Here is a 601-nt window from a genome sequence, read left to right on the forward strand (position 1 = left end):
GCGATTTGATCAGGCGCAAGTGGTCGACAATCCGTGGCTCTCCCACCAAAGTTGCATTCGGGAGCAGCGCCTGCAGCATCTTCCACCGTTCCAGCGTCAAGAACCAGGAGTGTTCATCCACTCCGACGCGCCCGCCTGCCAAGCCGAGGCCATCGAGGGCTCTTCGCGCCGCGTCGAGCCAAACGGGGAGCGGATCGGCGGCATCTGCATAGATCACGTGGCTTTTGACCCATGAAGCGCGCTGCGCTTCCGGGACTTCCACATCGCGCAGGATCAGGACCGGGTCGCCATGCCTCGGAACCGCGACGGCGTGATAGGAGAAAAAACCAACACTTAAACCAAAACCTGTTAGATATATGATGTTCTCTGGCTGGTGCAGCAGTAGCACGGGTAGATCATGCTTAGCCATCTCCTCCTGCGTGCGTTGAAGCCGTGTCCGATATTCCGCAGCAGGGAAAATCATGCCGCTGTTCGCAGGCTCACTCACCGCTGTAGACTCCTTCATCATTGACCACCTCACTGTGTTTGGTTCGCCGTTCGCCCGCTTGGCGGACCATTTCCACGCCGGCATAAATAAAGACCGAGAACGCGATCAGTAGAC

1 protein-coding gene is annotated in these 601 nt (G+C 57.9%); it reads right to left on the bottom strand.

The annotated features are described in order from the left end of the window. On the bottom strand, nucleotides 1-487 hold a 487-nt coding region (locus tag NKJ55_RS35510; protein ID WP_352453942.1), incomplete at its 3' end, for an aminopeptidase P family N-terminal domain-containing protein. Between the last annotated feature and the right edge of the window lie 114 nt (nucleotides 488-601).

It is taken from the genome of Mesorhizobium sp. M0106 (genome assembly GCF_040322715.1).
Taxonomy (GTDB): Bacteria; Pseudomonadota; Alphaproteobacteria; order Rhizobiales; family Rhizobiaceae; genus Mesorhizobium.